Consider the following 26,981-nt stretch of genomic DNA (forward strand, 5'->3'; position numbering starts at 1 on the left):
AGATCATACCATCCGCAAAATATGCCATAATCGCGTTGCGGCGATACAGCCACTCCGGAAAATAACTGGGCGCGTCAGGATTGCCCCCCTCTTGCAAATACTCGCCGATGAGCCCGAGAGTCGTTTTTTTGTAAAGGTAGAGCGCGAATACTCCGATATCCGACTTCGGATTTGCAGGCTTTTCCTCAAAGGAACAAACGAGACCTGTTTCATCCAGCTCCACTACGCCCACTCTCTGCAGCTCCTCACGGCTATCCAAACGCTGCACCAAAATGCAGTCTCTGTCCTGCTCATAAAAGAAACGAACATACGCATTCAAATCAAAAGTAAAGAAATTGTCGCCGGCCAGCACCATGATATCCTCTTGAATCTGATCTTTCTCAATGGCAAATTGCATATCGCCGATGGCTCCAAGACGGGTTTCCAACGATAGTGTCCCGTCATTCAAGATGCGGACCGGTTTGCCCGAGAAACTGCTGCGCCGGTTATCCAGCCATTCCGAAAAATTCGGATAAAACTTGTCGTTGCAAACGAGGAGCACTTCACTCACCTCATCCACCGTATCAAGCTTCTCCATGATAAAATCCAGAATGGTTTTGCTTCCTTCTATAGGCAATAACGATTTCGGCTGGTTCAACGTCAATGGATACAACCTTGTAGCATAGCCCGCGGCCAAAATGATGGCTTTCATATGATTCTCCTTTTGGGTGCCTTTACGTTTCGAATGCTTGCTGGACAAGCGGATTGGACAAAATGAACTATTGACAAATAAATATTTTTGTGATATAATAATATGTTTCGTGTATTTACTAGATTTTCTCCATCTGTTATTATAGTTCTGCCATCGGCCACGAGACAAGGCTGACAGGTTGGTATAACATGACAGGAGGAATAATGATGACATCTCCCTCAGGGATTCAAATGCTGGATATCTCCGCCACTGTAATGGGTAAAACCCAATCGATCCATCCTACGCTCATTTGGGATGAATCCGATATGATTCTCGTCGACACGTCCTACCCGGGCCAATATCCCCTTTTGCAGGCAGAAATCATGAAAACCGGCTTACCCCTGGAAAAACTGAACAAAGTTATCATAACACACCAAGACATTGACCATATAGGCGGCCTTCCTGCTCTTCTGCAGGAGTGTCCGTCCGCCGATGTTATCGCCGACCCTATTGAAAAACCGTATATCGAAGGTGAACGGATGCTGGTGAAAGTGACGCCTGAGGCCATCGCCCAAGCCGTCGCCTCTTTGCCTCCTCAAGTACCCGAGGCCATGCGGGCAGCTTTCAAGCATGCTCTGGAAAACCCGCCGAAAGCCCCGGTGAATGCCACGGTTTCCGATGAAGAGGAGCTTCCTTATTGCGGCGGAATCAACATTATCGGCACCCCCGGACATACGCCCGGCCACATCAGCTTGTATCATCGGGCCAGCAAAACTCTCATCGCCGGAGACGCCTTGAACGTGGAGAATGGCGACCTTTGCGAGCCCACTCCCGCCAATTGTTGGGACTTTGATATGGCGCTCCATTCGCTAAAGCGGCTGAGCAAGTATGAGATAGACCGCGTCATCTGCTATCACGGCGGCAGTTTTACAGGCGATTGCAACAAAAGGATCGCTGAACTAGCCGGGGAATAACGACGTGCAAAAAGCTGCGGCTTTGATCCGAAGGGACTCAAGCTGCAGCTATCTTTTTTTGGAGGCAAAGGATATGAAACGTGTTTATAAAAAACTTAGCTTAAGTGATCTCCACCTGGTGCTGCGAATGGAACAGGATTTCCGCAGCGGCTTCATCTGCGTCGACAACGCGCGGCAGTTCCTCTCAAATCCCAGCAACTGGCTGTTTGCTTGCATTGAAGATGAGCGGATCATCGGTTTTGCTTACGGATATGAACTGAACCGACTCAATGATATCGGCAACATGCTTTACATTCATGAAGTTGGCGTACTCCCTGAGTATCAGCGGCAAGGAATCGGCAGGGAGATGCTGACCCGGATGAAAGAGCTTTGCACGCTCTCCGGGATATGCCGTTTCTTTTTATTTTCGCAAAAATCCAACACAGCGGCATGTGCCCTCTATGAATCCGTTGGAGGGGAAGCTTCCCACGAAGATGATGTCGCCTTTTTTTTTCAGACAAAGTGAATGTCCGATAAGACCCATCCCATGCGGATTAGCGGATTAACACGATTCTTCGATATAGCTCAAAAGCTCCGTTTTATAGGTATCGATTTCCGGACTCCGTTTATCATTGATAATGACATCAAAATACAAAATAACAAGATCATACAAGGCTTTGCTTAAGCTTTCCTTGTTCATGGTTACTTCGTATGTTTTTTGCAATCTTTTTGCATACGGATCATCCAAAGCATCGATCGATTTCAAATAGTCGTGATCAATCTGATTCGAGACGCAGATGATTTTGATAATATGGTCCCTAATATTCTCCATATCCTTTATTGCTTTTATGTAGGATCGGCGATTAACGGCAACAACGGCGTTTTGAACGAATTGCCAAAAGCTGCTGATTGAATCATGGACAACTTCTTGAATAACCGCGGGAACATGGGAAGCCAATGATTGGGACAATCGTTTCTCAATGCCGCCTGTTTTATCAAATTTGACAATCCAATTTGGCTTCGTTGCACGCAGCTTTTTTAGAGACCAAATCCCCAGGTCCAGGTTAAGGTAATCCCCCATGAAAAAACACGTTACGAATATATCCTCTTCATGTCGATACGTCTTGTGCCTCAATACGGTTTTGTTGCTTTCCAAATACTTGATAAAAATCTTGTTGATTTCCTCCGCCTGATCCGATTCTTCAATCACTAAAAGGACGTCGAGATCGGAAAACTTATCCCGAAACCCCAATGAACCGGAGCCCACCAATAGAAATCCGACGATCTCCTTTTGTTCATACGCGAAACTGACCAATTCATCAAGGAGCAGTTGCCTATCTTCACCCGTGTACATGTATCGTTCACTCCGATTCATCAGAAAAACTCATAGACCCCATCCGCAAAATAACGATATTCTTCATCCGATAGAGTTAATTTGCCATACGCATCGATAAAAACCTCTTTGTCCCTCTCGTTATCGAAAGCGTAAGGTTTCGGACGGATTGCTAACGCCGCATCATACCTGGGATCCCCGAATGCCGCTCCAGCCCAGTCGATAATCCCCGCGATATTACCTCCGCTGTCCACCAAGACGTTATCAATTGTAAAATCGCCATGAATCAAGGTATTGCCTATGGGGGCAGGCCGATGCCACTTCAATTGCGCGAGAAGTTCGGCAGAACCGTCCACCTTATTATGGGTTAAGTTGTATTCAGCTTTGAGCAGCATGGCATCCAGCCAAGATTGACTGTTCCCGGCCAACTCAAGTGGACATGGGCAGTCATGAATGTTCCGCAAGGCGAGACCAAAGTTTGCAATTGCCCTTTCCCTAGCTTTGGTTGTCTGTCTTCCGGATAAAAATGCTCGCAAGCTCACCCCGTCGATATAATCCATTAGGAGCCAGCGCGTATTTCTCTCTGCATGATAGCCATACACTTTTGGGACGGGCAATCCTGTTTGGGAAAGAATCACAAGTGCATCGTATTCTGCCGCCAACCAGCGATTATATAGCTCGTTTTCCGTCTTTTTCACCACATACTTTTGTCCGGCAGTTTCAAGAATAGCGACGACCGAGGTCTGGCCTTGTCGGGGAAAAGAGAGGCTTGTGATTTCTCCGGTATGCTCTACGATCCCCTCAGGCAGATCATGAATGGTCATGGCATGCACCTCTACTGTTATTAGAAAAGAGTCACCTACTCGCAAGGCAATGGCTAAAATCTCCAGCAAATAGAGTAAATTCGCCTAACCTAGTATCGGTTCCTTTTAATCATTGATTTATGCACCAAATCGTCATCGGCCGGTCATCGAAATGATCAATTCCTTGGCCAGCGTACGAATGGAAGGCGGCGTCTCCCCTTCCTTGAAATCGCAGCTCAAATCTGATTTTGATCTGCTCGAAAGGGGGAACGCACGCGTTATTGGAGAATGAATACCCAGGACATATCCATTAACGTTGTTAAATCCGTATTTATGCGTTTCTCATTTTTTTAAGTAATTCTCTTTTAGCTTGCTCGACCACGTCGTGTATTTCTTGGTTCGCATCAATTATGAGTTCCGCTTTATCCTTTACCCGGATTCCATTGAGTAAATACATCTCCCTGACACCTCCATATAAATAATCCGATAAAAAATGATCCAGCAAGCTTAACAAAGCTTCTGGATCATGCTTTAAGTTCTTTATCAGATCATAAATTCTTCTTCCAAGAGATAGTTCAGGACTAATATCCAAATATATGACGAAATCGATGAGGTCCGCTACCTCCTCTCTTTGTTTTCCAAAAGGTTCTTCAAGTAATATGATCTTGCCTGGTTTTAATTCTATTTCTTCTTTTAGTTTCACAATTCCGTACTCTTCTGCCCACCCGATCTTCTTGTCTACGATTACGGATTCACCATTTATGAGACAGATTAAATGCTCTCTAAGCAATGGCGTTTTAATATCATTGGGATTTCCGCCGCTGTGAATCCAATCTGCAATACTTTCTGGAAAGTCTTTTCTTGATGCGTAATCATCGAAAAACAATGGTACGGAATTCGCCAGCACTTTAGCTAATTCAATAACTAACTTACTCTTTCCTGATCCGGAATAACCACTAACTGCAACTACGAAAGGTTTTTGCATCTACATCTTCTCCCATATAAAAATTTAAGAGCAGACCTCGGTTGAGGTCCGCTCTTATTGGTGAACATCATAACATGGAAATTATGGATGTCAAGTACTACCAAAATAATTATCTAGGAGTCTTTAGGTTATTTATACGTCTATTTTCTTCTTGCATAAGCCAATGCCTTATTCCCTTACCGGCAAACGGTTCATCTTTGTATCTCGGTACAACATGTAAATGAGAATGATAAACAAACTGACCGCCTACTTCCCCGATATTCCAACCAAGATTATAACCATCTGGCTTATATTTTGTGTCCAAATAAGTTTTGGTTATATCAATCAGTTTTTTTGTATCTATCCATTCCCTTTCTGATAAATCAAATGGTGTTTCTTTATGTGCTTTCGGTATTATATAACATGCCCCTATTAATATATTATTATCATCAGCGACGCAGACAACTGAATCATTCTCAAATAAAACATGCTGAAAATTTTTGTGGTAATTACAACACTTACAATTAATATTTGTATCCATCTTAACCCCCCAAAATAAATAACATAATAACCGATACCGAGGTCCGTATGGGGCGACTTACCAAATGTTAATTATCTCTTCAAATGTACGGTCACCACTTACCTTTAAAACAAGTGAAGAAGGAACAAAGCTATTCCCTTTATAGTTAGGTGTTCCGGAATATTTTATTTTGAACCCATCTTCAAGTAACTTCATAACAATTCGATCAAAACTTTGTTTCATATCTACTGCGAAATGTGGAGCGTATAAAACATTACTTGCATCATCAACTCCACCAAACTCCAATGGAAATAAATACATCTTAGCTAAGTTTCCATTTTTATATTGTCCTATTGCAGAATCTATAGATTCAATGGTACTAAAATCTGGCGATTTGCTTTTGTCGTTTTTCCTGAACCAATTGAACATGAGCATTTTCTCCTTTTTCTTTTATGATTGTTTAATGAAATTATAGATAACGTTCTTGTATCCCCGAATCCGAGAGGCTTAAGGTCGCGCCAGCGACCGGGTGACTCCGCCACTTAGCCTCGCAGAATTGTCTGCCTGATTCCACTTTCCTGAAAAACCTCGGGCAGATTGAGGGCCGGAAGCGGGAATGTGGTGTTATCTGATGTCGAGGGCTTCCCGAAAAACTTAATATTAATCTCCTACTGGCTCGAAATACTAGTAAATGCTTCAACATCCTTCTCTTGAAATATTGAAATTCGATTATCCTGTTGGAATGTATGATTCTTAATATTTACTTTCGTAAATCCATGCTCTCCAATAATATACAGAATGTTTTTATGAATTAAATAGTTTTTTACTCCAGTTTCTATATTTTGTTTTTTCTTTAAATCGTATAAATTCTTAGATTCCCCACTCTTCAGAATTTGAATAGATCCATCACCTATAGATAGAACTGTATCTTTGCCTTCAGAATATTTAGTACATGATGTAAATAACATGCACAAAATGAACAATATAAAAATTCGCTTCAATGACATCACTTCCTTATATTTTATACTTCGATTTCAGATAACATTTTTGTATTCATGAGCCCGAGAGGCTTAAGGCAACTTATTGCGGGTGGCTCCGCCACTTAGCCTTGCAGGATTGTCTGCCTGAGCCCACTTCCCCGAAAAACCTCTGGCAGACCACGTACGGTGTTATGCGAAGGTGCCCTGAGTTACTTACATTAAGTTAACTTCCTTCTTCGTTTTAGTGTTCTACTAATTCTAAATATCAGCTTTGAGTCATTAATCGTAACAGTTAGGTTCTTCTGCCCGCTAATAAAATGATTTATTTGCATTCTTCTATTTGGGACCATTAACATTGGCAGCTTTTTCGGAATAAACCATCTTAACTCAGCTGTCTCTGGACCAGTATTTATCAATTCCCCTCCTGTTATTTCTCCGAAAAATAAGTTTTGAATGTCGTAATAAAATGGTCTTTCATATTGACCAATTTTATTTAATATCCGTATTTCAAGACCTGTTTCTTCTTTAACTTCCCTAATAGCACACTCAATATCAGATTCATGTTTCTCTTTTCTCCCTCCAGGCAAATCCCAGAAAGGGAAATCTCTTCTCTTCACCAGTAAGAACTTATCCCCTGATTCACTTAAAATAATTGTAAAAGAACCATGAGTGCTCAACTAATCACCATATTTCTTAAATAAATTTCTTCGCACTTTCGCATAACGTTTTTGTATTCCCGACGCCGAAAGGCTTAAGGTTCTCGCGTTGATCCGAGCGCAGCGATCAACCCGAACCGGGTGGCTCCACCACTTAGCCTTGCAGGTGTGTCACCTGATTCCCCTTCTTCGAAAAACTTCTGGTGACCAAGGGCCGACAGGTCTGCAGCGGGAATGCGGTGTTAGGTTTAGCAACACTTAATTCCAAATTGCCTTAAATCCTGCTTGTATTCGTTGCATTCATATAATCTTGTCTAATCATTCCATACAAGATAACGTTCAAAAATTGATTATCAATATATGCAAAGTTTCTAAGATTTCCTTCTTGAACAAATCCCGATTTCTCCAATACCTTTCTTGATGCGTGGTTGCACTCTGCTGTAAGTGCCTCAATTCGTTCTAACATTAGATATTCATATAAGTAACGTACTAAAGCTTTTGTGATTTCTGTTGCGTATCCGAAGCCCCAATACTTTGGATGAAGATTGTAGCCAATAACTCCCCTTTTGCATCTCGGATTATATGACAATAGCCCGGCTTCACCAATATATTCATCAGTATCCTTTAAGAAAAGAGCTTGAAATTCACATTTATTATTGTTGTAATTACTTAAAATGATTTCCAGTGTTTGTTCCACTTCTGAAATGTCCTTTACAACAGTTTTGTCAGAATATCTCCAAACCAATGGCTCAGACCTTAGCATAATAAGATTCTCAATGTCACTAGAACTGTAGTTTTTTAGTATAAGCCTTTCGGATTCCACAATCATTTTGAGGAACCCCCCCCGAAATATTATTTTTTGTTATAGTTTTACGACTATTTCACCTAACGTTGTTGTATTCGCGAACCCGAGAAGCTTAAGGTGCATCAGCGCCGGGTGGCTTCGCCACTTAGCCTCGCAGGGTCTTCTTCACGAAAATCTTTGGGCAGAACAGGGAGCGTTAGCTCCGTAGCGTGAATACGGTCTATGAAGGATGGTGCTTCTTAACTTACCCCAAAACTAATCATTCCTGTTTTCATCAAAAGGATCTTCCACATTCGGCATTACAGGAGACAAATATACATCTTGTTCCCGAGATAGATTCCCACGAACTAACTTCCATACAACAAAACAATTTGAATTATCGTGCAATTTACTGATGTCTTCATCGTCTTGAATATAAAGTAATCCATATGATCCAGGCATTATTTCACCGATCTTTTGAAAAAGTTCAATGACATATTCACTTCGATGATTATGTATTCCTGAGATACATAGTGAATCTAGTCCATTTCGTTGTCGCAAAAAAACAAGCTTCTCAGTATCTACTTTTGAAATATAATTAGTAAGCATCTTAATAGAGTTTTCTTGCTTTACTTGATCATTATCATGTGTGTGATATCTTAAAACAACCCAACCGTTAAACTGGAACATAGCTTGCTCCTTTAGATTTTTATGAGCTCTTCGACATCTTTCATACGTCTCTCGTATACACGAGCCCGAGGACCTTAAGCCCCAACGGGCGGCCGCGATGCGGTTAGGTTCACAGGGTTGTCCGCCTGATCCAGCTTCCACGAAATGCCTCGGGCTGACCGAGCAGCCAACAGGCTGCGATGCGTGAATATGGTATTATATGAAGTATCTGCCTTCTTCGAATTAATCTTCAACACAAATATTTATTTTATCTAAGTTATTAAAAGGTGGATTTGTGCAACCTATTAACACTTTTTCGTTTGTATAGCTCATCACTATCTGATAAGGCGTTGTTTGACTTATCAGTTGAATTGAAATGTCTTGATTATCTAATGGTTTTATGATGTTTATTATGTACTCTATATCTTCTTTGCTAACTCCTCCATTTTTTTCAAAGACATAAAATGTTCGTTTTGTAGAATACCAAATATATTCATTAAATATATATGGTTTATCAAGTTTATCTTTATAGTAACTCTCTGTACTTGCTTGCAATTCAATTTCCTTTTGAATTTCCTTGTTTGATTTCCATTCTTGAACGTAATTATTACCTATATCGAAGTAAAAGAATATTGCAATCATTCCAAATAGTATTAATAAACTATATTTCAGCTTTTCAGTTCCATGCTTATCAATATAATTGTTAATAAATATTATGCCTACAAAAAACACAAGAAAGTGTATCCCAATAGACTGAATAACTGGGATTTTTACAGGTGATAACAATTCAAAGTGTGCTAGTATTAAAAACACTCTACCGACTACCCAAGTTGCTGTTATTAATAGAAATAAACGAAGGTACATTAAAAAACCCCTGTCTATTAGTTTTTTTATTCTGCAAGTCTTTCGTCTAACGTCTTATTTGTGAACTTCATAAAAATCGCAATAAATATGTATTCGTGAATTTAGTAAGATATCCTTTTTATGGATAATCCTCTGAAACAAACCTTTCCCAGATACTATTTGGCGCTACGAATTTGATCCGATAAATAAAAAAAGCCCACAATATAAGTGGACTTCATTCGGATATTATTACTTATAGGTATCGCACACCTCTTAGAGGCATTATCGTTTTCGTATCAAAGGATGAAGTATTTATCGCTAAACGGGAAACGAAAAAGCATGACTGAATGGGTACGCCTTGTCTCTTTAACCGCGATCATCTTCAAAATTCATATGAAAAACTTGCTGCCATTTCGTATTGGTGAAGCCGCAACTTTCGTAAAACCGGTGGGCCTCCGTGCGCAAACCGTTGGAGCGGACGCGAAGCGTTCGATAACCTTTTGCTTTCGTCCACTCTACGCATGAATCTATCAGCTTCCGTCCAACTCCCATTCGCCGGCAGATGTCATCTACGACCAAACCGCCGATTTCAGCAAAAGGAGCGGACTCCAGCGCAAGACGACCTTGAACATGAACCCATCCTGCCAGTTTGCCATCTACTTCCATTACGAAAACGGCATTTTCCCCATCTTCCATTAACCAGCTTATGCGCCTACAGACCTCAGATTCATCGGCGGGATATCCGAGCTGAGTGGATAATCGGGCGATTTCGGCGGCATCCTCAGTTTGAACATTTCGTAACATCATGGCTACTCTTCCCCCATTACGGAACGATTAGACAAAACGAATCTCCTCAATACTCCTCGTACTACCCAAACTCCTCAAACCACCCGTTTATCGCAGATACGAAAGATCAAGCTTCGGTACTAGACCTTCCACCGCCGCGCGGTCGAGCAGGGAGGTGATCGCTTCATAGCCGGCATCGCCAAGATTAGCTGTAAACTCATTGACGTAGAGGTTGATATGCTGGTCGGCAACAGCCGGATCCATCTCTTGAGCGTGCTCCAGCACGTAAGCCCGGGATACCTCGGGATTCGCCCACGCATACTCGACGGAAGCGCGAATCCATGCGGCTATAGCGTCCAGATTCAGCGTTCGGCGGGCGATGATCGCTCCCAAAGGAATGGGCAGCCCGGTATCCTGTTCCCACCATTCTCCCATATCCGCCAGCAGGTTAAGGCCATAATTTTGATACGTAAACCGCGCCTCATGAATGACAAGGCCGGCATCGATTAAACCATCGCGAACGGCTGGCATGATTTCGTGGAAGGGCATGACGACGATTTCTCCAAGTCCGCCCGGCACATGTCCGGCCGCCCACAGCCGAAACAGCAGATAGGCAGTGGAACGGTCGCTTGGCACCGCGACACGGCGACCCGTCAGCTCTGCAGGCGCAAGGGAATCGCGTGTCAGCACCAACGGTCCGCAGCCTCTGCCTAAAGCGCCGCCGCAGGGCAACAGAGCATATTCGGGATGGATGTAGGGCAGCGCCGCATAGGAGATTTTCAAAATATCGAGAGAATCCTCTCCGCTTGAAACAGATAGTTTGTTTGTAATATCGATATCGGCGTAGGTCACGTCAAACTTCGGCGTATCCGGCAGCAATCCATGTACCAAAGCATGGAAAACGAATGTATCGTTGGGACAAGGCGAAAAAGCGATTTTCAAAGTTTCGTGTGTATTCATGAAAAAACCTCCCGTAAGACTGAACTAGCTGCTTCCAAAGCCGAAAAGGCTTCTTTCATTCTCCATGCAGACAAATCTCTCGGACCGACTCGGTTGGAGATGGAGCGGATTTCGGCAAAAGGAATCCCCGCTTCTTGGGCGGCAAAGGCTACGCCATAGCCCTCCATCGCTTCAACCGCCGCATTTGGCACTAATGCGGATCGCGATGCCGCCGTGTCTACCGTTCCTGTTGCCGTAGACACGGTCAGCACCGGTCCTGTCATGACGGCAATTCGCGCTGACCGCAACCGCTCCTCCAAAAGAGCAGCAATCCGTTGATCCGGATGCAGCAGGTTTGAACCGAAATTCATTTGATCCAGAGTGCGGAAGCCTTCAGCCGTTTCCACGCCGAGATCGGCGGAACGAACCTCAGAAGCGACTACTACCGAGCCGATCTCCGCCCGGGGATCGATGCCACCGCCGATTCCTGCGCTAATCACCAGACTATATTCTCCAGAAGACGCCGCCAAAAAGGCGGCAGTCCGCGCGGCTGCACTAATAGGACCGACACCGGCCAACTCCACGTCAAATCCGGTCGCCCCCGCCAATCCTCGCAAGACAGCCGCTCGCTCGGCTTCGACAGCCGTCATGATCAAGATTCGCTTGCCCAAAAGCGCAGCACCGTCCATATTGCCGCCAGCCGACCTTTCGTCTTTTTCAATAATCTCCATCTGAACGTCCTCCAAGCATTCCGCAGCTCGATTGATCATGGAAAAAGGAAGACGGCAAGAGCAGTAGCTCGTCGTCTTCCTCTATCATCTGATTACTCTTGTTTTAATCCTAATCCATTGGACAGCCTCTGTAAAGTCAACTGAGCCTCATCGTTTCGGGCTCGGGCTTGGCGATTTTGCTGCCGCACTAGACCCTTTCGGGTTTGGAGATTTCGCTGCCGCGTTCGAAGCCCCAGGTTTTGCTGTTGGCGATACCGCGCTGGAAGAGCCAGGAGACGGCGACGGCGATTGACCGACATCACCCGGTGAACCAGATGGCGTTGCCGTAACGCCTCCCGATGTGCTGCCTGGCGAAACGGCTGCAGGCGAACCGCTTGTCAGTGGAGAACCGGAAGGGACGGTTTGCGCCGGTTTATCGCCGGAACCTGCCAACTTAACGATAATCGCGATCAAGACGAAAACCAGAACTGCCGTCATGGAAAGGACCGTCAAGAACCGCCGATAACGCCTCACCATCCGAAAAACCGGAAAGCCGGTTTCATCACGCAATTGCTTGATAATTTCGCGGAATTCTTTACCCGCTTCCGGTGCTGTGAGTTGGGCATAGATGTCCCGTTTTCGCAGGGCCTTCCGCTCCGTCTCTCGGAAAAATTTGCGCAGCGCATTCCGGTATGGCGTCCGCATGCGTTTGCCGGATTCGTCCTTGAATAGCGGGCTGTTGGACGTCCAGATAAGAAACTCCCACATGCCCTCGAGTCCCTCGGTCTCCCGGTATACGAATTGGAGCAACTCCTGATACGCCATCTGATAATCGATTCCCCGCCATCTCGTGTTCCATTCGGCAAAGGTGAAGACGGTGTTGATATAATGCTCGGACGTCAGCCTTCCGCTAATTAAGCGGCGGATGATCTTCTGAACCTCTTTCATCTCCCGATCAGACAAGTCGGAAAAATCGAAAGTGGGTTGTGCCAGGTTTTGGGGCATTTGTTCGCCGCCCAGCAATTCCCTCGCCGCCGCTCCTCTCGTCGCGATGATTTCCCGGACGGCGCGGAGCAGCGTCAGCTTTTTCGCCTGATCATCCGTCAAATCTACTCCCGTTTGCAGGCGGTCTTCCACGAGTATGTAATCCACTTGGCGCAAATCGGACAGATCCATTGTAGGCAAAGCAATCATATCCAAAATGCAACGGGCGGTCTCAAATTCGATGGCATCGCAAAAATCCTCGAATCCTTTATCGCCCCGATACCGCTTATAGAGCTGCTCGATCAACCGGAACAGACTGCCTCCGGCTATGTACGGCTCACCCGATTTTACCAGCAGTTTTTTCACTTTCCCGCTAAATTGCCGAATCACATAGGATTGACCCAGGGATGCCAACGATTGATCCGTCCAAAAGGCGATCTCCTCCTGCAGATCATTGATCGCTTTTATCTTCATCAAACGTTCGGCCAGCAGAGCTTCGTTCAATTCGGCAAAATGCGGCTCCAGCCCGATACGCTCATATACCTGCCTCTGCAGCAAAGGCTGCTTTTTCAACGCCACCCCCGCTTCCGCCAAATAGGCGTACAAAGCGCTATTTTCCAGCGTCCGAACAGCATGGTCCAAAAACGCGATCAATGCCAGCGACAGCTCCGCCTTGTGGTCATCCGGCACGAACCCGTAAAATTCGGCAAATCCGCTAAACATTCGGATCGGCAAGACACCGATATTCGCTTCTGTGCCTCCCTCTTCCCCATGCTCGGGTACGACTTTCTTTCCGCCTAACTTTGCCGCTTCATCCCGCATCAAAACGAGCAAAAGTTCGGCTAGTTGCGGTTTTTTCGGAGCATTCGCAACCCGTAGACAGTGAAGAGCACTATCGATGACGGCCCCCATATCCTCCGTATACCGTTCCCGCTCCCCCCGGCTGATTCGGTACAACTGGGCCAACTGATTGTAGACATCAAGAGAGAGCTTGTCCGTCAACGTACATCCCTCAAGCGCCTCCTCGGCGAACTGGAAAAAGGAAGCGAGAGCGTCCAAGTTGTTACGGTTCTCCCACGCGAAATCCAGATAGCAACCTTGTTTGCCTATGTCTCCTGCGGGAAAACGGTTGTTGGGAAAATCGAAATTGATATCCTTGCCGATGCTGCGGTCCCCGGGCCGAATGCTGCCTTTCTCCACGAACATGACGTCAATGTTTTTCCGTCCTTGGGGCTCGTTGTTGTAGGTGGCGAAGCCGAAGTGACGCCGAACCTCCAAAGGCAGACAGTCGTATAAAATCTCCAGCAGCCGGGATGCCAGCTCTGAGCTTTCCGATATCTCCGCATCAAGGATGATGAACACTTTTTTCTTGGTGGCAACCGCCGTCAAAACCGCCGCCAGCAAGCTGCGAAACTGCTCCGCGTCGATGCCTAACCGCTGCAAAAGCTCGTCCCGCGCCGCTGGGTGAAACCCGCTGCCATAATCCAGGTCGTCCAACTCCGGCAAGCTTTTTCCCATGGAGGAATCATACGAAGCCTGAAAGCTGTTTATCCGGAAAAGCGCAGGGGGATTCAGCAAAATTTCATCGCGGCGTTCAGGAGGTACGACATAGTTGTGGCTGAAAATAACGTCCCGTTGGCCGGTATAATCCGGCCCTGCGAATACGCTTCGGCCGATGACCAGTTCCCCGGAATCCGCGGAAAAAACCGTCAAAGCAGCGGGATAACGGGTAGGGTCCTTCTCTCCCCGTCGCAGCAGCTCTTGCGGGGCGATGTAGAGACAGTAAGGATGGAGCGTTTTTTTAATGAACCCGTTGTCCAGTCCGGGAGACTTGGCTACCGTATCGAAACCTTCCCCGTTTTGAAACAATCCTTCACGGGCACGGGTGTAATATTGCTGCTGGATCTTGTCGCCGGTCATTAACGATCTCTCCCCTCGATGTACTCCAGCTTGTGCAGAAGCCAAACGAAGGGCTCATCTACGCGAATCGGAGTGACTACCCGCTCCAATTGCTTGTTCACCGGGTTACTGCCCAGAGCGGATACGGCAAAATAGGCGGTATTGTTGAAATAAACATCGACAGCATCTTTGAACGGACGGTCCACTTTTTCAATGAAGCGGCGGATTTCCCCGTCGATATTGGTGAACTCATGCAGGTTCAAATACTCGGAATGAACCACATTGCGGAACACGTTGCTGTTGGTGTCGATGTAATCGCCATCCTCTTCCCGCAGATGCTTGAGCATATCGCTTTTGGTCAGGACGATGGCGGTGGGGATGTCCGTTTTTGACTTTTCTTGATGGCCGATGAAATTTTCGAACATGGAGATGATCACATCCCGCGGCTCCGCATGACGGTTCGCCAAATCGCCAGTTTCCTCGCCCAGGCTGACAATGAGCCGATCCCGGATGGTTTTGATCTGCAGAGGATCAACCATGAAAAGGATGCCGGCGGAATTTTTGATATGTGCCGCATAGATGTCCAGATAATTCCGGTCCGTCATTCCCTCCCCTGCCACATCAAAAAAAGCCAGAGTGAGCGGCGGCAGCGTTTCATCCTTGAACACAAAGTTGAAGATGAAGGGTTCCATTTTTTCGATTTTTTGCGTCGCGCCCAGCATCATGCCCTGCTCGAAAATCGGTTCTTCGTAATAGGTACGGAAGCGGCGGCTGATGTCCGCATTCATTGGAATGCAAGCCGCGTGAAAATTGGATGCCGTCACATGCTGAAGAGTATGGATAAGGGAGGTCATGTAGACAGATTTGCCTACCGAGGTGGCTCCGACGATGGAAATGATGTTGCTTGGCACCTTCCCCGCCGGAATCGGCAGTTCATTGTGGCAATACGGACATAATCTGCGCCGGGTTAAAATACCGTGGCGGTCGGTAATACCGACGAGGACGTTATCCGAATAGATTTTGTTTTCCTCGGGAATCGTCCGCGGACTGATCACCGCCTCTACGTCACCGACGGAGTCCAGATTGAACTTGGCCCGGTACTCGTCCAACGCCTGATCCTCCTGCAGGGCGAAATCCGGGTCCGTTTCGCTGTAATGGGCGGCGCGGAACACCACATCCTCCGGCTCGAACCGGTGGAAGCAATGGGCGCACACGATATCGTAAAATGGTGGCCGCACTTTTACCGGCGGTTTGCGTAGCAAATTTTTCAACGTTTTCAGCATGCCATTTGTCCCCCTTAAGAACCGTGGATCAAGTCGAATGTCCCGCCATAAGCTTTGCCGTCTGTAAAAAACAGCTTGACGCAATCGTCCCGGCCAATTTCGATATCCGGCAGCCGGTTGCGCCCGGGACTTAAATCAAACAACAGTGGATAGCGTACGCCATCGTCTATGGAAAGCGGAAGCGATCCCGCTTTTTTCACGTAACATAGGGTTTCCTTTGGCACGGGCACCTCGGTGGAAACGGTCATGCGAGCCGTACGCCGCCTTCCCAGCCAGCCGCCACTGTACTCGATGGAACAACGGATGACCGCTTTGCCTAGGCTGAAAGCAACTTCGTTTTCTCCATCAGTCTGACGATAGACAAGCAGTTCGCCCTCCTGCCTGACGCATGGAAAAATTATATACCGGTAAAATCCGATGCGATCGATCCGCTCCCGGAATCCGCCGTTCGCTTTGTATTCTTCTCTAGTATAGAGCTTCATTCCTGCCGCTCCCGATTCCGGAAGCCGCTGTGCTCCCACGCCTCCCGTACCTGGCGCATAACCGTACAGAAAGACGTAGCGCAAGCTGCCGGGCCAATCCCAGGTGAGTATGCTGCTTCCATCCTGAGTCCGACAGTCGACACCGGAGATGTGGAGAGCAGCCGGCGCTTCCCCGCTCCATGTCCATTCCATTTCGTTCAACCCCTCTATTTAAAACTGCCGCTGCCCCCACGAGCCGAGCCGTAACCGCTGCCGGACGATTTACCTCTCCGGTAGATGGATGACGGTGCATCCGTGCTGGACTCTTTTACAGCCACGATCATGGTGGACGCGGCCAAAATAGCGGCCAATACGATATCCGCGACGAAACGTACAATACTGGAACTGACTGCGGCGTTCAACCCCTTTTCCAGCAGGAAGCCGGATACCGCTCCGGCGATTGCACCGCCGATGATGAAGCTTTTGGCCAGATGGCGGTTATTGAAAATAATCCCTAGGGCCAAACCGATCAACGCACCTAACCCCGCTACAAAAAGCACCCGGAGCATGGCATAGTACAAACTCGATTCACCCATGCCTACGCGCTCACCGGTTAAGTGCCAGTCCCGGCTCAAATCGTAGATTTTCGTAAATGCTCCGGTCAAGCCTTTTACATGTCCCACCCGTTGGAGGGTGCCGTCCGTGCCGCCAGCCAGCCTCTTCAATAACTTGCTGGCGTCGCTTCCCGTGCCTTTCATCCCCACCGTATGCAAAGGAATCCCTTCGCTCTTAAAGGAGGCGACGGTTTTCGGCACGTCCACATCGCTGTATCCGTCGGAAAGGAGAATCACCATACTCGTTCGTCTGTCCGAAAGAGCGTTCAATTGATCAAGCCCCAGCTGCAGCGCTTGTTCGATGTTGGTCTGCCCTTCAAAAGGATAACTGTCCAAGCGTGCGATTACCTGATCTTTATCTGCTTGAGAGTTCAGCGCCACGAAGGGCTGCAGCAGCTCTGCCCGTTCGTTGAAAAGGACGATGGACACCCGATTGCCGGTCTCCATCCGTTCGATCAACTGCTGGGCGCCGCGGGCACTTTGCCGGTTTGCATCGTTGTCTCGCATACTTTCCGATTTATCGATGACTAGAACGATGTCCTGGGCAGGCTTGTAGCCGCCGAATCCAAGACCGTAAATGGATTGAAACAGCGCCCCGGCAGCAAAAAGCAAACCGAGGGAAGCAGGCACCAGCAGCTTCCAGCCCGCTCCCGCATGACGATGCCGCCAGCCTCTTCCATTCAACACCGGAGAAAGGGTTTCCGCCCATAAGCTCATCAAGGCGATGGCAAGCCCGAGCACACCGAAATAGATGGCCATGAGTAATACATTGGGCATGCGCCCTTCCTGCCAACTGAGCAGAAACTCTCCCGCTGCAAAGCCTGCGGCTCCTCCGGCAAGACTAAAGAGAAAAAGTAATCCACTCCATTTGCGGCGATACATGGCTAATCCCTCCAAAACAAACGTTAACGTTGCGGCTCTCCGGCTTCATCCGGCAAGACATGCGGCAAAGCCTCCGGTAAATCCGCCGATAGATCTCCCGGTAAAGTTTCCGAAAAATAATCCCTCATATCGGACTCGTGAAAGACAAAGCCGTTTTGCTTATAAGATTCATAGTACTTTCGGGCGGTACGCATATACATCATGTCGTCTAGACGAAAGCCGCCCATGATATTGAGCTTATCGATTCCGCTTGCCTTCCGTTCATGGACGCAGCCTAACTGGTAAGCGCGAATCTCGCGGTCCCGCTGAAAGGCAAAACGGATAAACTCGCTTTCGTAGTCGCCAAAAAAATATTTTTCCTCGTACCGGTGCTTTTGCGTGTAATGGAACAACGAAATGCGAATGGCCGCGCCATCCTCCAGCCGTTCGTACAGATCCCGGAACAATTCTTCCTTTGAAAGCACCAAGTGCCGCTCCTCAAAGCGGACGATCACATTGGCCCGTTCAAGCAATTCCTCTTCAAAGGACTGTCCGAACACCGGGTCGGTAAAAACGTCCCGGCGGCAAATGGCAATGAGCCGGTTTTGCAGGGCATCCTCACTCGTCGTGGGCAATGCCGGCATATCGCCGAAATAATTCGAGTCAAAATAAAACAGCGGTCCTCTGCGCGCGGCGATTTCCTGGACGATACGCTTCACCTGCATGCCGTAATACTCCGGTAAATTGCGCTCCAGTTCGTCTTGGGTTTCTGCCATCATTTCGTGGAAGGCATTATCGAGAGACGTATCCAATTGCCGCAGCTTATCCACTTGGCGGCTTGATCGCTCATGCAGCTCCATCAGTACGGTTTCCGCAAAACTCAGAAGCTTGCTTTTGATCTCCAAAAACAAAATGTCATAGCGAATGCCGTAAATTCGCTCCAGCAGCGCACGGTTCATTTTGCGTTTCGCCCCTTGCGAGAAGAGCGGGAAGCTTCTCCCTCCGTGCAGACTCTCGCAGGTTTCATCGTACGCATCCTCAAGCGCTTGCCGCGCGTCCGCCAGGGAACGGGCTGTTTCCTCCGCTTGCACATGAAGCTCCTCGTATAAGCTGCTGCCGCTTTTCAGCTTCGTCCACAAATAGACCGTGTAAAAGGAATGCGGCGGACGCAATTCTCTCTGCAGTCTCTTCTCCAGCTCATCGGTCAAATTTACCGCTGCTGCAGCCCGATAAGCCGGTTCCTCAAACTGCGTGGCAAAAAACTGCCGGCTGTTGCCACCGTACAGCGCCTCTTCCGCCTCCCGTAAAGTGAGGGGTTTAAGGGAATCCAAGGAAATGTTCCGGGCTAATAGCGAATACATTTCCGTGAGCTGGTCTCCCGACGGAAGATAGGAAGCCGCACGCCGCTCTATCGAATCCCGATCGAGTCCAAACAGAGAGGCGACAGCATGGCGTTCTCCGCGGCTGCCCTCCTCCAGTTGATCAAGATACCCCTTGAAAAAGGTTTTGAGTACGATCAGTGCAATTGCCGCATTCGGTCTTCTCAACTCGGCGAATCCGGCACTGGAATAGACACGGTCGGGAACAGCAGGAGAAGTGATGTTTTGTTTATATTGAAGATTGTTATAAACTCCCGTTTGACGGTCAAACTCATGGATCGTCCGCCGATTCTTCAGCACGTTCAGGCTGCAAATCGCTTTGTAGGCCGACTCCAAACCGCCCTGGGCCAACAGCCCGCTTTCGTCCTTGTCGCCGAGCAAATACACCAGGTCGAATAAAGGAGAAGGCGAATGCTCCACTTCAAGAGAGAAACCATCCTCCGTTAGCAGAAGCGGCGCGCGAAACCGATACTCGCGGTTCTGCCATTCATCCAGCTCCGTCAAGAAACTGGAACCGAGAGCGGAGGAGTAAGCAAAATCCTCTCGGGTCTCCCCTTCCTTGATCAAGGCGTAAAGCTCCAACTGAATATGCTTGAAGGTTTCGCCGAGGATCGCTTTAGCGAGCAAGACGACTTCCGGCAGAACCGCGTTCAGCGGATCATCCGCTTGGGTAACGACGGACAGATGCAGCCGTTGAAAATCACCGAAGCGCCTTCCCGCCGCGGCAACCCGGTTGCCGATTTTACGCAAAAGCCGGTTCAACTCGGCAAGGGGCTTTCCGCTCTGATAAAAACGCCGGCGGCTTTCCGGCCGGACCGTTTTCCGGTTCAGCCGGGATGGAGGAATCACCAATGTTTCTACGTTTGGCATTTCTCTTGGCGTCGTCTCTTCATAGACATGCAAATATTGAATCCCGTCGCTATTGCTGCATTTGCGGGTCATGACCCGGTGAACGGCCTGGAGAGCGTCCGCCGACTGGTCTCCGATAAACAGGAAGACAAGCGGGTGGTACAAGCTGCGCTGCTCGTCGATCAGGTCATGAGCCGCGTCGCTCTCGCTGTCGTATTCATTGGCAAATGTCCATAATCCTTCGTTCACGGTATCCCTCCCCCCAAACCTATCTGATCTATCTGTCATGGATGGAACTACGACAGACGAAATCATGAATTGTTTTATCGTAATGTGCTTAGCATGTCGTTTACTTTGATAACCGCCTGCCGGTAAAAGCGGTACATCTCTTCACCGTTCACCAACTCTTCCCGGTCATAATCAAGAGAACCCTTCGCTTCCTGATAAGCGGCAACCATGCTTTCCAATTGGGCGATGAGCGGTGTGATATTCTCATCGGAGGTCAGCTTCTCGCTTCGTTTGGCTGCCTTGCGTTCGACTTGAGCCGCTTTTTTCGGATCGAGAGAACGCAGCTTATCATAGATGGCATAATCCGTAAACTTGTTCGCCCGAAGCAAGTTCACGAATGGCTCCCAGCTTTCTTCTTCGGCGTCGACATCGTAGACGTATTGTGCGCCCTTTTTGACGATGGTGCCGGTATACATCGCTTCGATGAACAGGCCCAGCAGGTGTTCCTCATCCTGGAACTTCGCCAAAATCCGCTCATAGCGGGCGATCTCGGCCGCGATGCGGCCGTACTTCGCATTTTCCCTGCGTACCGAATCGAATAAATCCGGATAGCGGATCAAGCTTTCCATCGCCTGTTCCCGGTCTGTGCTGTTGAAAATATCCCGTACGGTTTCCTTCTCCAAGCCTCCGGCCAGCAGTTCCTTCAAACCGGCGATGGCTTTCTTCACCTCACCAAGATTCGGCTTGGGCAGATCAAGCTGCATATTGTATCGGGCGGCGAAGGCATCCGGATCGAAAGGAACGCCGAATACGCACTCGAAGCGGCTGGTGGTCCGGGAGTCGACGTTCTTTTCCCGGATGATGCGATAGTTTTCCGCTTCCGCGAAGGCGCCGCGGACTTCCGCGTTATAGGCTTTTACTCGCACGTTTTCGTAAGTGTCGCCCCAGGACATTTCCGGGATTGGCGAGGGCAGGTTCACCCAGTTCACCTTTTCCGATTGTACCAGATGGCGGCCGTTGCCTTCGGCTTGCAGGATCGTTTTCTCGTAGCTTTCCTCATAGCTTTTAAGTGGTGCGTAAGAGAACAACGGCACCCCGTTTTTCGTGTTCAGCCAGAAAATCCGGTTCTTGACCTCGCTTTCCTTCACGGTGAAGCGGGCATTTCCGACAGCGTGGGCCTCGAAATTTTTGATGCCTTTGTAGATGTTCGGCGCTTTAACCGGGACCGAAACGAACCCATAAGACGGGAAATGGAAGCTGCCGGAGCTGTTGCTCAAGTGGAAGACCGGCACAGCCTCCTCGTTCAGCCGCTTAGCGATGATCCGTTCCATAATGTTTTCGATGGATTCGTCCTTGCCGTATTTGATCAACAGGAAATCTTCCATGGACTTGGTGATCAAATCGCCAAACTGATCGGTCATGAACTCGGAGATGGAGCCGACGATGTCCACTTCTGCTTCCTTAATCCAACTGCTGGAGCGGGCCATCAATTCCGCCGTAAAGTCGCGGATCAATGTCTGCACGTTTTTCTCGTCCAAAATGTTGCCAATGACCCGCTCGACATCGGGAACGTTGACGATATTCCAATAGTACGTCCGGTTGCCCCGGTGATCCACGTCCTCGTCGCCTCGTGCAAGGATGGCACCGTTTTTCTCAAAAATCACGTTCAGAGCGTTCAGCAGTTCGGCAAACACTTCGTAAATCCGGGAGTTCTGCTCGTTGATAACCCGGTACAAGTCCTCGTAAAAGTCAATCATCTGCTCGAAGCGTTCCCGGTCGGATAATAGCTGATACTCCTGAATTTTCGCATCGATATACAGGTTTTTCCGCTTCTCTTTGGAGATGAACGCATCCCGGGCGTCGCCCAGTTTTTGCTCGGCGTTATCTTTGGCAGCCTCGATGTCATCAGGCATCCGGTGCAGTGTTTCCTTTAAGCTTTCGATGTACGATTGGATAAGGGCAAGCAGAGACGGGCCTTTCGCCGTATAGATGATCCGGTTCGCATAAAAGGGGCCTTGCTCGGGGTTCAAGAATACCCGCTCAATTTGCTCGATGAAGCGTTCCAGCAGTTCGCCGGGCAGTTGTCTTCTGGCCTTGATATACTCTTCCCGGGCGCGGCTCAGGAAGTTCATCTCCAGCTCGGTGTCCATATTGACAACCTGCAGCTTGATCACGCTCTGATGGCTCAGCCGCTCGCTGTTCTCATAACCGGGTAGTGGCTCAGGAACGCGTTTCAAAAATTCACGGTGAATGGCGTCGGGATCGATCCCCAGTTTGTGGGCGAATTTTTCCACATCCTCCCGACTTGGACCGACTTTGAACATAGTTTCCATCTTCTGGAATAGACAGTATGCCAGATAAGTGGTCATCTCTTCGATAGGCAGTACGGCGGAGGATGCGCCGATGATGTTGTACTGGTAATTGGCGGCATACGGCTTCGCCATCTGATTGATGTTGCTGCGGATATTGCTGATGTAATCGTGAATGGCGAATTCCTCGCCGGACTGCTTCTCTTCCATCGCCATGAAATTCGTGATGTTCTCGGCGGTTACGTTCATGCAATAATCGTAGGCGTTCTCCAACAGCTTCCCATCCAGATTGGTGGCGGAGATCAAATGGGCCAAATTGAACGGCGGCAGCGGCGAATTGACGGTCAGCACATTGCCGTAGCGCTGGCGGAACCGCTCGCCCCGCTCGTCAGCGTTCATCCAGTAGTCCAATTCCTTAAGGGCAGCATAGCCGTTTTTCTTGATATATTCGCGGGTGTGGTCCGTCAGACTCTTATTGGACAAATTGACGTCCGGCATAAACAGATAGCCCAGCATACTGACCTTGTCGACCCCGGCTTCCGCATACTCGCGTTCCATGAGCCCGCGGATGATGTAGGCAATGTCGAGGAAACCGCCGCTGCCCGTGCCGCCGGAAAGACCGGTGAGCAGGAATACCATCAACTTTTTGTTGGTGCCTTCGGTGAGGGTTTTGATTTTCTTCTCGATGGTTTGCACGACCTGCAAAATCTTCGTGAACAGCAAAAGCCGCCCGGTTTGCCGGTTGCCTGATGCGCCGCCTACGCCGTCCGTGACTAGCAACTCAGGTGATAGCCACTCCGTTATGTAGGGCTCCAACACCTTGCGGTTTTGCAGCAGGCTGCCGATTTCCGCATTGGACAATAGGACGAATTCCGTCAAAGGGTCGAGACCGATGCCTTTATACTTTTTTTGCAGTTCGCCTTCGTTGGTTTCAAAGCCGATATATTCGATGTTATCGGGCTTCTCCCGTTTTTTCTTGGACAGGGGATCGTTCGGAAGCTTGAACCGCCGATTGATCTGGTACTTCAGTCGAAGCAGGGCGTCGATTCCGGTGCCGCCCAAGCCGATGACGAGCATCGGATTGTCGATGGTATCCACCCGGATTTTCTCGGAAATAATTCCGCCGCCCAGTGATACGTCCATCTGCTGGATATGCTCTCTGACTATCGCTTTCATGATTAAAGTCCTCCTCAAGAGACAGGTTCGATAGGTATAACCGGAATAGATTACAAAATATACTCCAACTGTATAGATTTATTGACGTTTTGCAGCGTGATCTTCAGCCGATCGTTCTTGCGGATTTCGATGCCTTTGCCAGCGTCCACTGCCCGGCCCGCTCTCTCGATGACGCAGCCGGACCGGTTGATCAGGATGATCGTGTCGCCCTTGCCTGGCGTGAACAGGATCTTATCGGTTTCCGCCAATTCCGGAGCCAATTGAAGCAGCTGATGCAGCTTGAATTGGCCCTTGAAGGCGTTCAGCTTCTTATAGTTCGGATTCGTGCGGTCGCCGGTATTTTCGTCCCGCACTTCAACGATCATTTGACCAACAAAGCCAAGGTTGGCTTTCCGGATGCGGCTCATAACCAAAAATGCCGCAACAGCCGCCACGATGAGGACAACCGCTCCGATTATTACGCTGAGCCAAGGAAAGGGTTTCTTCTCAGCCGGTACTGCCGGTGTCGGCGACGGGCTTTGACCCTGCTGGCTCGTGCCCGCCGAAGCATCCACCACAGCCGCATCGGAATCCCGGTAGAAGCTGGCGTCCTCTACCCTCGCTTTCACCTCATACTTGTTGCTGTCGGGAATGACCCACTCGCCGGTAAAATCGCTGCCGTCCTTTGTGAGCGGGAATTCCTCCGTTTTCTTCGTCGCAAGGTCGGTGACCAAAAGCGTCGATTTGAGGGATTTCATCAGATCCGCATCGGCTAAGGGTGCGCCCCCCGATTCCAGATGGGCTTTAACGCTCACCTTGTCGCCTTTCTTAAAGGAGGAACCGGACAATGGCTCCATGACAAGGGAGAGATCGTAATTGAAAACCAAATTAATGTCGATTTTGTCCTGGGAGACGCCCTTGACCATCAGCTTCCAATCTCCCTGCGCCGGCTTCATCAGCTTAAGCAGCGTATAGGAGGTGGATCTGGAATAGAGCAGCTGATCCGATGGATAAGGGATGGATTTGCCTGAAGGGTCGTACAGCTTCACTTCCACAGGCTGCTGTGACACAATGGAAATATTCGCTTCTAGAACATTCGCATTAGGAATCGGAACTTTCACTTCCTGATAGCTGCCGTTAGCCGTAAACCCTTGAAGGGGGACGACCTTTAGCTTGAGCTGGCTGGCAAAGATTTCGCTTAAAATTTGCGGCAGCGTGTCCGCCGTATCCGTTACGAAAGATAGGCCCCCGGTATCGCTTGCGATCTTTTCCAAAACCGACTTATTCAGCTTGCCGTCAGCGTTAAGCCCGATGGTGTAAATGCGGATGCCTTCAGCTTTCGCCTTCTCCACCGCTGCCGTCAGCTCCTTGTCGGATGCTTCCTGACTGCGGCCTTTTTGCAAAGAGTTGTTGCCATCTGCCAGCAAAACGATCATCGGATGATGATCCGGTTCCCGGCCCGCTTCCAAAACTTTCAACGATTCTTTGACACCGACGGCGATGTCGGTATAGGGCCCACGAACCAATTGATCGATAAACGTCTTCAAATCCTCTTTGTCTTGCGGCACCTGGAGTGTAAGCAGCGCTTTTTCCCGGATTATCTGGTCAGTATAGGCGATTACGCCGATTTTATCGCCCGTAGGCGAGGTCATATCCACAAACATCTTCATCGCTTCGTTAGCGATATGCTTTGAATCGCTGTTATTCATCGAGGTGCTGACGTCTACCGCCAGTACCGCATCCAGCCTCTGATCCGCAGTATCCGCTGCATAGCTTGGTTTGCCTAATAGTAAAGTCGCGGCGAGAACCGCCAAAGACAACCAACCTGCTACATACCGGTATGCGCCTTTTTTTCTCTCTCTCACAGCTTTCCCTCCGATATCTTCTATGGTTAAGCGCCTATCCCCCCGGCGAAAGACTAGAAACATGACACAGCCGATAGTAAAATGAACCTATAGGCTGTTTTACCTCTTTTTCAATAGATTGCAAAATTTGCGAATCTATTAGTAATCATACCTTTTGAATGTAAAAAATACTATTGCTTTCTATCTTTTGCAGGACAGACATCAGGGGTATAGTTAAGAAAAAACGGGTTCCCCATGACTTTTATACGGGCAGGTGTTCCAGATGTTCCCTTATTTGCTTATTTCGGCGGTAGCCGTTTATATTCTCGTAAAATGGCTGGTCTTCCGATGGAGCAGCCGCCGCAATCCTTCCCAGCAGGAATTGGATCTGAAGCTCTTGAAAATGTTGAATCCGGGGAGGGACATGGAAGATGAACGATAAAGCCGCCGTCCATTTTTCCAAGCCCCATGTGACTGCCACCCGCTACGAGCGACTGCGGCTATGCCGCAAATGCGGCGCCTTCACCGCCTTACCGGGAGACACCTGCTCCTCCTGCGGTAAAAAGACGGCGTTTATGCCCGTTGCCAAACTTGGCCGGAACGCGGAATGGATCAGGCTTGCCGTTGAAACGTCGCTTCTTTTACTCGCCGTTTTGTCGGCCGTCTACTTGGCTGATAGCGGTAAGGAGAAGATGATCACCGCTGCATGCGGTGCGGTGCTTCTGCTTTTTTCCTTGGGCCTGTATCGCTTCTACCATCCTATTCTCAAGATGTACCGGCTAAGCCGCGCTTTTGAAAAGAACGTTGCGCAAATTGCCAAAGGCTTAAGCTCCGACGAGAACGCCGCCGGCTTGGACTATGACGCAGCCCGTTACAAGGAATGCTATGAAAAACTGCGGGAAATCGGACATTTCAAGCTGGATGAACGGATTAAGGTTAACAAAATGGTATGCCTCGGCCATTTCGTCTTGCGCAAGGATATGGATCTGGAGTTGGAAAGCGTCGTTCCCCATGCCTACAGCAAGCTGTTCAATCTTCATCTGTGGGAAGTCTCCAAGGTCAATCCGGCCCTGATCCGAGAACACACCATCGATTATGTGCTGCGGTACCGGTGGAAGATCGATAAGCAGGAGTACGGGCCCAAGCTGCTGACCAACGTAGCGAGTGCAGCCCTTTATGCGAAAAGGAACCTCCCCTTCTGCCAGGATCTGATCGGCGATTATGCCGCTTTCTTGCCCCGGGACCGGTTCCGCCGGCTGTGTCAGATGATATCCGGTGCGCAGGGACGCCCTTATCCCGAGCTCGTTCAGCGTGTGCGACAAATCGCGAATACCCATTATGCTGGTGACGAGGAGATCCAGAGGCTGATCTAAATGGCCTGATCAATCGGAAATGAAAAAGAAGAGCGCGTCCGCGAGGAGCGCTTTTCTTTATATAGACGTAACTTGGCCCTCGATTTATGCAAAAAACATGAAACATTTTGTAGCATTTTTCGACAATTGCAA

25 protein-coding genes are annotated in these 26,981 nt (G+C 48.6%); 4 read left to right on the forward strand and 21 right to left on the reverse strand.

All coding sequences use genetic code 11. The features are described 5' to 3' along the window. Positions 1-691, reverse strand: a 691-nt coding sequence (locus tag TJ79_RS16470) for a sugar phosphate nucleotidyltransferase (protein WP_040951441.1), incomplete at its 3' end; no start/stop codon positions are given. A gap of 206 nt (positions 692-897) precedes the next feature. Between TJ79_RS16470 and TJ79_RS16475 the strand changes: the two genes are divergently transcribed. Both TJ79_RS16475 and TJ79_RS16480 read left to right on the forward strand, forming a co-directional pair. After that, positions 898-1,644 (forward strand): MBL fold metallo-hydrolase, encoded by a 747-nt coding sequence (locus TJ79_RS16475; RefSeq protein WP_040951442.1) that lies wholly within the window; start codon positions 898-900, stop codon positions 1,642-1,644. A gap of 73 nt (positions 1,645-1,717) precedes the next feature. Beyond that, positions 1,718-2,149 (forward strand): GNAT family N-acetyltransferase, encoded by a 432-nt coding sequence (locus TJ79_RS16480; RefSeq protein ID WP_155987917.1) that lies wholly within the window; start codon positions 1,718-1,720, stop codon positions 2,147-2,149. 36 nt (positions 2,150-2,185) lie between these two features. Here the strand turns inward: TJ79_RS16480 and TJ79_RS16485 are convergent, their stop codons facing one another. From TJ79_RS16485 to TJ79_RS16580, 20 genes are all read right to left on the reverse strand, one after another. After that, positions 2,186-2,977: an aminoglycoside 6-adenylyltransferase gene (locus tag TJ79_RS16485; protein ID WP_040951444.1), complete on the reverse strand. Its 792-nt coding sequence runs from the start codon at positions 2,975-2,977 to the stop codon at positions 2,186-2,188. A gap of 20 nt (positions 2,978-2,997) precedes the next feature. Beyond that, the gene (locus tag TJ79_RS16490) at positions 2,998-3,849 is read right to left on the reverse strand and encodes a phosphotransferase family protein (protein ID WP_155987919.1); all 852 of its coding nucleotides are present in this window, start codon (positions 3,847-3,849) and stop codon (positions 2,998-3,000) included. 241 nt (positions 3,850-4,090) lie between these two features. Further along, entirely contained in the window at positions 4,091-4,744 is a 654-nt protein-coding gene (locus tag TJ79_RS16495; RefSeq protein WP_040951446.1) for a uridine kinase family protein, read from the reverse strand. A gap of 109 nt (positions 4,745-4,853) precedes the next feature. Beyond that, on the reverse strand, positions 4,854-5,264 hold the full coding sequence (locus TJ79_RS16500; RefSeq protein ID WP_040951447.1) for an HIT family protein: 411 nt from the start codon (positions 5,262-5,264) through the stop codon (positions 4,854-4,856). Positions 5,265-5,321: 57 nt separating this feature from the next. Beyond that, entirely contained in the window at positions 5,322-5,672 is a 351-nt protein-coding gene (locus tag TJ79_RS16505) for a hypothetical protein (RefSeq protein WP_040951448.1), read from the reverse strand. Positions 5,673-5,911: 239 nt separating this feature from the next. Then, entirely contained in the window at positions 5,912-6,211 is a 300-nt protein-coding gene (locus TJ79_RS16510; protein ID WP_155987920.1) for a hypothetical protein, read from the reverse strand. A gap of 230 nt (positions 6,212-6,441) precedes the next feature. Beyond that, positions 6,442-6,900 (reverse strand): NUDIX hydrolase, encoded by a 459-nt coding sequence (locus TJ79_RS16515; RefSeq protein WP_052339666.1) that lies wholly within the window; start codon positions 6,898-6,900, stop codon positions 6,442-6,444. Positions 6,901-7,153: 253 nt separating this feature from the next. Further along, complete coding sequence (locus TJ79_RS26065; RefSeq protein ID WP_052339667.1) at positions 7,154-7,708, reverse strand: GNAT family N-acetyltransferase; 555 nt, start codon at positions 7,706-7,708, stop codon at positions 7,154-7,156. A 231-nt stretch (positions 7,709-7,939) separates the two neighbouring features. Continuing rightward, positions 7,940-8,353: an Imm7 family immunity protein gene (locus tag TJ79_RS26790; protein WP_081756949.1), complete on the reverse strand. Its 414-nt coding sequence runs from the start codon at positions 8,351-8,353 to the stop codon at positions 7,940-7,942. Between the two features lie 222 nt (positions 8,354-8,575). Continuing rightward, positions 8,576-9,196 carry a hypothetical protein gene (locus TJ79_RS16530; RefSeq protein ID WP_040951450.1) on the reverse strand — a complete coding sequence of 207 codons (621 nt, stop codon included), beginning with the start codon at positions 9,194-9,196 and terminating at the stop codon, positions 8,576-8,578. Positions 9,197-9,541: 345 nt separating this feature from the next. Further along, positions 9,542-9,982, reverse strand: a complete 441-nt coding sequence (locus tag TJ79_RS16535; RefSeq protein ID WP_040951451.1) for a GNAT family N-acetyltransferase — start codon at positions 9,980-9,982, stop codon at positions 9,542-9,544. 87 nt (positions 9,983-10,069) lie between these two features. Further along, positions 10,070-10,903, reverse strand: a complete 834-nt coding sequence (locus tag TJ79_RS16540; RefSeq protein ID WP_040951473.1) for a 1,4-dihydroxy-6-naphtoate synthase — start codon at positions 10,901-10,903, stop codon at positions 10,070-10,072. Positions 10,904-10,917: 14 nt separating this feature from the next. Beyond that, entirely contained in the window at positions 10,918-11,670 is a 753-nt protein-coding gene (locus tag TJ79_RS16545; protein WP_238323039.1) for a futalosine hydrolase, read from the reverse strand. Between the two features lie 108 nt (positions 11,671-11,778). Beyond that, positions 11,779-14,514, reverse strand: a complete 2,736-nt coding sequence (locus tag TJ79_RS26070) for a GAP1-N2 domain-containing protein (RefSeq protein ID WP_052339668.1) — start codon at positions 14,512-14,514, stop codon at positions 11,779-11,781. After that, on the reverse strand, positions 14,514-15,776 hold the full coding sequence (locus tag TJ79_RS16555; protein ID WP_040951453.1) for a TRAFAC clade GTPase domain-containing protein: 1,263 nt from the start codon (positions 15,774-15,776) through the stop codon (positions 14,514-14,516). Before TJ79_RS16555 ends, TJ79_RS26070 begins: the two co-directional genes overlap by 1 nt. Positions 15,777-15,790: 14 nt before the next feature. After that, positions 15,791-16,450, reverse strand: a complete 660-nt coding sequence (locus TJ79_RS16560; RefSeq protein WP_052339669.1) for a hypothetical protein — start codon at positions 16,448-16,450, stop codon at positions 15,791-15,793. Positions 16,451-16,464: 14 nt separating this feature from the next. Next, on the reverse strand, positions 16,465-17,733 hold the full coding sequence (locus tag TJ79_RS16565; protein ID WP_052339670.1) for a vWA domain-containing protein: 1,269 nt from the start codon (positions 17,731-17,733) through the stop codon (positions 16,465-16,467). A 23-nt stretch (positions 17,734-17,756) separates the two neighbouring features. Further along, positions 17,757-20,189, reverse strand: a complete 2,433-nt coding sequence (locus TJ79_RS16570) for a hypothetical protein (RefSeq protein ID WP_052339671.1) — start codon at positions 20,187-20,189, stop codon at positions 17,757-17,759. A 74-nt stretch (positions 20,190-20,263) separates the two neighbouring features. Further along, complete coding sequence (locus TJ79_RS16575) at positions 20,264-23,653, reverse strand: tubulin-like doman-containing protein (RefSeq protein WP_040951454.1); 3,390 nt, start codon at positions 23,651-23,653, stop codon at positions 20,264-20,266. 50 nt (positions 23,654-23,703) lie between these two features. Next, positions 23,704-25,497 carry a vWA domain-containing protein gene (locus tag TJ79_RS16580; RefSeq protein WP_040951455.1) on the reverse strand — a complete coding sequence of 598 codons (1,794 nt, stop codon included), beginning with the start codon at positions 25,495-25,497 and terminating at the stop codon, positions 23,704-23,706. A gap of 262 nt (positions 25,498-25,759) precedes the next feature. Here TJ79_RS16580 and TJ79_RS27285 point away from each other — a divergent pair, with 262 nt between their 5' ends. Next, a complete protein-coding gene (locus TJ79_RS27285; RefSeq protein WP_155987921.1) occupies positions 25,760-25,918 on the forward strand; it encodes a hypothetical protein in 159 nt (52 codons plus the stop codon). Beyond that, a complete protein-coding gene (locus TJ79_RS16585) occupies positions 25,908-26,849 on the forward strand; it encodes a hypothetical protein (RefSeq protein ID WP_040951456.1) in 942 nt (313 codons plus the stop codon). The genes TJ79_RS27285 and TJ79_RS16585 overlap by 11 nt, the downstream gene beginning before the upstream one ends. Positions 26,850-26,981 lie beyond the last annotated feature (132 nt).

Origin of the sequence: Gorillibacterium massiliense (genome assembly GCF_000455485.1) — a bacterium.
In the GTDB taxonomy this organism is placed as follows: Bacteria; Bacillota; Bacilli; order Paenibacillales; family NBRC-103111; genus Gorillibacterium; species Gorillibacterium massiliense.

What these genes read in the sequence shown, in the direction of transcription:
- TJ79_RS16505 (WP_040951448.1), bottom strand. Translation starts at nt 5,672, where the DNA reads ATGTTCAATTGGTTCAGGAAAAACGACAAAAGCAAATCGCCAGATTTT.
- TJ79_RS26070 (WP_052339668.1), bottom strand. Translation starts at nt 14,514, where the DNA reads ATGACCGGCGACAAGATCCAGCAGCAATATTACACCCGTGCCCGTGAA.
- TJ79_RS27285 (WP_155987921.1), top strand. Translation starts at nt 25,760, where the DNA reads ATGTTCCCTTATTTGCTTATTTCGGCGGTAGCCGTTTATATTCTCGTA.
- TJ79_RS16535 (WP_040951451.1), bottom strand. Translation starts at nt 9,982, where the DNA reads ATGATGTTACGAAATGTTCAAACTGAGGATGCCGCCGAAATCGCCCGA.
- TJ79_RS16480 (WP_155987917.1), top strand. Translation starts at nt 1,718, where the DNA reads ATGAAACGTGTTTATAAAAAACTTAGCTTAAGTGATCTCCACCTGGTG.
- TJ79_RS16560 (WP_052339669.1), bottom strand. Translation starts at nt 16,450, where the DNA reads ATGGAATGGACATGGAGCGGGGAAGCGCCGGCTGCTCTCCACATCTCC.
- TJ79_RS16475 (WP_040951442.1), top strand. Translation starts at nt 898, where the DNA reads ATGACATCTCCCTCAGGGATTCAAATGCTGGATATCTCCGCCACTGTA.
- TJ79_RS16485 (WP_040951444.1), bottom strand. Translation starts at nt 2,977, where the DNA reads ATGTACACGGGTGAAGATAGGCAACTGCTCCTTGATGAATTGGTCAGT.
- TJ79_RS16585 (WP_040951456.1), top strand. Translation starts at nt 25,908, where the DNA reads ATGAACGATAAAGCCGCCGTCCATTTTTCCAAGCCCCATGTGACTGCC.
- TJ79_RS16575 (WP_040951454.1), bottom strand. Translation starts at nt 23,653, where the DNA reads ATGAAAGCGATAGTCAGAGAGCATATCCAGCAGATGGACGTATCACTG.
- TJ79_RS16495 (WP_040951446.1), bottom strand. Translation starts at nt 4,744, where the DNA reads ATGCAAAAACCTTTCGTAGTTGCAGTTAGTGGTTATTCCGGATCAGGA.
- TJ79_RS16510 (WP_155987920.1), bottom strand. Translation starts at nt 6,211, where the DNA reads ATGTTATTTACATCATGTACTAAATATTCTGAAGGCAAAGATACAGTT.
- TJ79_RS16555 (WP_040951453.1), bottom strand. Translation starts at nt 15,776, where the DNA reads ATGCTGAAAACGTTGAAAAATTTGCTACGCAAACCGCCGGTAAAAGTG.
- TJ79_RS16545 (WP_238323039.1), bottom strand. Translation starts at nt 11,670, where the DNA reads ATGATCAATCGAGCTGCGGAATGCTTGGAGGACGTTCAGATGGAGATT.
- TJ79_RS16565 (WP_052339670.1), bottom strand. Translation starts at nt 17,733, where the DNA reads ATGTATCGCCGCAAATGGAGTGGATTACTTTTTCTCTTTAGTCTTGCC.
- TJ79_RS26065 (WP_052339667.1), bottom strand. Translation starts at nt 7,708, where the DNA reads ATGATTGTGGAATCCGAAAGGCTTATACTAAAAAACTACAGTTCTAGT.
- TJ79_RS16530 (WP_040951450.1), bottom strand. Translation starts at nt 9,196, where the DNA reads ATGTACCTTCGTTTATTTCTATTAATAACAGCAACTTGGGTAGTCGGT.
- TJ79_RS16500 (WP_040951447.1), bottom strand. Translation starts at nt 5,264, where the DNA reads ATGGATACAAATATTAATTGTAAGTGTTGTAATTACCACAAAAATTTT.
- TJ79_RS26790 (WP_081756949.1), bottom strand. Translation starts at nt 8,353, where the DNA reads ATGTTCCAGTTTAACGGTTGGGTTGTTTTAAGATATCACACACATGAT.